A 3,920-nucleotide genomic window follows, 5' to 3' on the forward strand; every position below is an offset into this window, starting at 1 on the left:
AACATCAAAGCTAATTGTGACCAAGCTTGATAATTACTCGGCCAAATACTAATAGCTTGATTATAACTAAAAACAGCTTCTTCATAAATTACCATTTTTTCTAAGCTTAATCCCCGGTTTAACCAAGCATCAAAATTATCTGGCTGCTTTCCAATTACCAAATCATAAGCTGCTATTGCTTCAGTATATCGCTCTAACTTTTCTAAAGCTGCACCCCTTTGTAAACCAACTTTAGCAACAGAAATTCCTTGCTGAAAACTCATTTCTATTACTTTGTCATAAGCTGCTAATGCTTTATCGTACTTCTGGAGTTTTTCTAATACTTCACCTCGACAATTCCAAGCCTCTAAAAAATATGGCTCAATACTAATGGCATTACCATAAGCAATAAGAGCTTCATTATATTTATCCAGTGCCATAAATGCTTTACCTCGACCTAACCAAGCTTCTGGATAATTAGAATTAATTGTAATTGCCTGATTAAAAGATTCTAGTGACTCATTATACTTAAATAAATCTAATAAAATATAACCACGACTAATCCTAATTTCTGGTAGATTAGGATTAAAATTAATTGCCTTATCAAAACAAGCAACTCCTCCTTCTTTCCAATGATTTTTTAAAGCTAATCCTTTATAATACCAAGCTTCATAATCATCGGGATTTAATTTAATTGCTTTATTAAAAGAAGAGACCGCATCGTGATATTTATGTAGTTTACTTTGAGCAATACCTAAGTTAAACCAAGCTAAATAATTCTCTGGTTGTAATTCTATTGCATGGTCATAACTAATAATTGCTTCTGCATAACGTTGAGTTTCTACTAAGGCTAATCCTCGGTTCAACCAAATCTGATAATTATCAGGTTGAAGTTTCACTGCACAATCATAAGCAGCTAATGCTTCAGCATATTTTTTTAGAGTTAATAAAGCTTGCCCTTGAGCATACCAAATTTCTCCCTTCATTGGTTGTATTTTCAGTGCTTTTTTGTAGCAGTTTATGGCAGATAAATACTGTTTTAATTCAGTTAAAACAATTGCTTTATTAAACCATAGTTCGTAGTTATTTTGGTTAATTTTGATTCCCTTGTCAAAGCAGACGATCGCTTCTTCATACTGCCTTAAGTTAGATAATACAACTCCATAACTATTCCAAGCTTGATGAGCGTTTGGTTTGAGCGATAGGGATTTTTTATAAGCCTCTACTGCTTGTTCATACTTTCGCAGTTTATATAATGTATCAGCTAGCTTTAACCAACCTATTGCCCAGTCTGGCTTTATTTTCACTGCGTTCTCGTAGTAGGGAATGGCTGACTCGTATCTACCCATCTCATAAAGTCTGTTGCCACGGTCATATTCTGGGAATGCAGAAAAGATGCTAAAAATTCCCTTGGGTGGGGAAAGAGTTTCGGTATTCGCCGTTTCTAATGTAGTTAAAAATGTCAATTTTTGGGATGATTGGGAATTAGTTTTGGTCATAGTTTTTTTCCTGGAACCTGATAGGGTATATCTGGGAATAGTATTATATTATTTGCACTTATTTAATATCTAAATGATTGTACCCTTAAGCAGAAACTTATTTAGTAGACGTCTCCAGATAAAGAATATGAATTATAAAGTCATATCATCTTCGTTTTATTAATTATAGGACTTAGGCAAAAAACCCGGTTTCTAGGATAACTGGACTTTAGAAAAAAATAGGTTGCAAATAGGCTCAAAACCTTATACAGCAATGCTTTTACCTTGAATTAACTGTTTTCTTGATATATCTAGGTTTTAGCTGTTTTTAGCACTGTGAGGTATTTCCCTTGCTAATACTGGGTTTGAAGCCATTTTCGGTGTAAAAAATCTCAAAGTACCGATAAATAGTTGGTTTGAAGAATAGACATCTATGAACAAACCTGGTTAATGTAACATTCATCACTCTCATATACCACAATAAAAATATTTAGTCAATATAATATTGTTTAGTAAAACTTATTTATTTTATTCAAATCATTTATACTTGTGAAGAGTCAAGATGCAACAATTAGCTCTATTGGTGTAACAATCAAATAGGTGACAAAACAGGTTAGCTATATATAGACTTTCTAAGCGAAGAGCTTATTAATCGATAGAGTAGTTGATAACCTGGAGCAATCCAGAAGATTCAGAGTAATTCGGAATCTTAACTACACCAGATTAAGTGCTACAGGCACTACGCTTTTAAAGTTAAGACCCTAATGAGGTTCCCTAGCCTCAAGCGGTCAAGAGAGGACTATGTTTTTTACGACTTGAAGACAAGTAGGCAGCCTAATTGGAAAGATTTATTGTTCCGAAATATTGGGTAAAACTACTCTCTCTGGGAGCCTGTCAAAAAAATGTAGAGCTTCACAGCTAGATATTTTTCTAGGTAAGGAGTGAAGGCAAACAAAATCATCTTGAGTCGCTATTAGTTAGAGGCATCATAATATTTTTATGCCAAAATGCCGACAGAACTCTAGTAGAATTATTTACAATCAAAACAGTACAGTTGAAACACAACTGATGAAATTATCAAATAAAAATTAGGAGATAGTCGTCTGGCAAGATTGAAATGAGGAATAGATAATCTCTGAAAACTATGTCATCTAATAATCCTGTATTTCTAGAAGAAGATTATTCCTCCAAATAAACTTGATAGTCTAATAGGAGCCTGTTGACAGGTTTCAAGTAAATCGGGCATCCCATTTACGGTGGGCTAACCATAGAATTCACAATATTTTAACCTCTGGAGATGTCAACATAACATAGACGTCAATTCAAAAATTAAACCTTAGCTAATCATCAAAAAATCCTCGGTAGTTTGAAGACCTCCGCGCTTCAGCTAGGGGAGAAAAAAACAAGTGGGCGGGTTTTATTTAATCCGCAGTCAAATGTTGTTTGACCTAGTTAAGAGTTTTTGAACCAGGAATCTTCTAAAAACCCCCCCATACTCTACTGTGGGGAAAAATTTTACTGGAAATTCAAAAGTCAATATCAAAATTAATTTTTGGCTTGTGAATTTTGTCAAGCAATTGACAACTACTACTCAAATGTTGTCTTTCCGGTAATGCCAAAAAATACACTGTAGAAATTAATAGTAAGTCTTTAAAACCATGCACGATCTGGCGAAAGCAACAGGGGTATGGATGAGACCCCAAAACACTAAAATTCTAAATGCTATAACTGCTCGTATGTATATTACAATACCTAAATTTAAGCTATTAAGCCCTTTGAGAAAATGGCTAGATCGCATAGAAATTAATAATCCCAAATTAGCAAGATTTCTGTGCAAATTAATTCCAAGTCAGTGCCCCTTTGAGCGCGATATCAGTTTTTTGGGTCATGTCTTGTTTCACATTCCTCCTATGTGCAAACTTAACCCTCTTTACAATGAACTAATTGATTTGAGGTTTAGAGCTTTGTGTTATTTGGCGGATGTTTGTGGAGAAGATGTTACCTCATACTGCTAATCTTGTCAAGAATAATATTCCGCATTTCTACTGCGTCTGATCTCAGCAACAGCCGAGAACGCACGTTGACTTTTGGCATCAATACAAGCTTTCCCACTCAGTTAAAAATTAATACAGCATATTTGATATTAGTGAAGTACATAGGCCGGGCAATATTCCCACCCCACAAGACTTTTAACATTAATATTTGTACTTCATTTACCGAAAAATAAGGGTTTAAAGCCTCTCCATTCATGGAGAAAAAAGCGGTCGTTTAGCTAACGCACAACTTCGTTAACGCTTCGCGACATGAATTGCTCGCAGTCCGTTAGGATGGGATGGTGAGGTCTCCTCGCTAGCCTCCAATCGACCAAGAGAAGAAAAAAAATTCCCTTTTAATCAATCCTATCCGTTTTCAAGAAGAGGTAATTATTAATTATTAATTGTTAATTATTAATTATTAATTATT

At 34.5% G+C, this 3,920-nt stretch carries 2 protein-coding genes; one reads left to right on the plus strand and one right to left on the minus strand.

Annotation, left to right across the window (positions count from 1 at the left end; genetic code table 11):
• Positions 1-1,478 (minus strand): tetratricopeptide repeat protein (locus F6K22_RS34800; RefSeq protein ID WP_293108967.1); only part of this gene is annotated, 1,478 nt, incomplete at its 3' end.
• A 1,715-nt stretch (positions 1,479-3,193) separates the two neighbouring features.
• On the opposite strand from F6K22_RS34800, the gene F6K22_RS34805 reads away from it, so the two are divergent.
• Entirely contained in the window at positions 3,194-3,472 is a 279-nt protein-coding gene (locus F6K22_RS34805; protein ID WP_293108970.1) for a Mo-dependent nitrogenase C-terminal domain-containing protein, read from the plus strand.
• Positions 3,473-3,920: the final 448 nt, after the last annotated feature.

Source organism: Okeania sp. SIO2F4 (assembly GCF_010672385.1).
Lineage (GTDB): Bacteria > Cyanobacteriota > Cyanobacteriia > Cyanobacteriales > Microcoleaceae > Trichodesmium.

Excerpts from the sequence above, each read along its gene's own strand:
- F6K22_RS34805 (WP_293108970.1), top strand. The coding sequence starts at position 3,194 with ATGTATATTACAATACCTAAATTTAAGCTATTAAGCCCTTTGAGAAAA.